Genomic DNA, 584 nt, shown 5'->3' with positions numbered 1-584 from the left:
CGGGTGAGGTCGACGGTCCGCCGCACGGTCTGGCCCGGGCGGACCGTGACGGCCGAGGGCCTGCCGCCGTAGCCGTCGGCGATCCGCAGCCGTGCCGTGCCGGTGCCCCTGTGGGTGAAGGTCAGCTCGATGTCGTCGCCCCGGTGGCGGGCGGTGACCTCGCAGCCGGCTGTGCTGTTCGACCCCTTGAAGACGCGCACGAAGCCGTTCGGGCCGTGCACGGTCAGGTCGTAGGAGCTCGCGGAGTACGCCGAGTTCCAGGTGTCCCGGAGTGTCCTGCCGGCCTCGGTGGTGTAGGTCCAGGGGCCGTCGGCGCGGTTGCCGGAGGTGACGTGGAAGGCGCCGCCGGCCTTCGGCCCGGAGGCGATGGTGTGGGTGAGCTTCCCGGCGGCCGCGTCGACGGAGGCGTCGACGTGCGGGACGTACTTCAGCGGCCGGGAGCGGCGCAGTCCGCGCTCCTGGCGGGGCATGCGCGGGTCGGCGGGCGGGGTGGGCCGGTAGTCGGGGTGGCGTTCGCGGTCCTGCGGCTCGTACGCGTCGGTGCCGGGCAGCGGGGCCGGGCGCGCGTCCTTGCGGGAGAAGTC

Annotated in this window: 1 protein-coding gene; it reads right to left on the bottom strand. The window is 75.0% G+C overall.

Annotation, left to right across the window (positions count from 1 at the left end):
- Positions 1–584 (bottom strand): phospholipase domain-containing protein (locus LPA54_RS35435; protein ID WP_228984689.1); only part of this gene is annotated, 584 nt, incomplete at both ends.

This window comes from Streptomyces sp. DH12 (assembly GCF_020873895.1).
In the GTDB taxonomy this organism is placed as follows: Bacteria; Actinomycetota; Actinomycetes; order Streptomycetales; family Streptomycetaceae; genus Streptomyces.
This window is presented reverse-complemented; position numbering and strand designations above follow the sequence as displayed.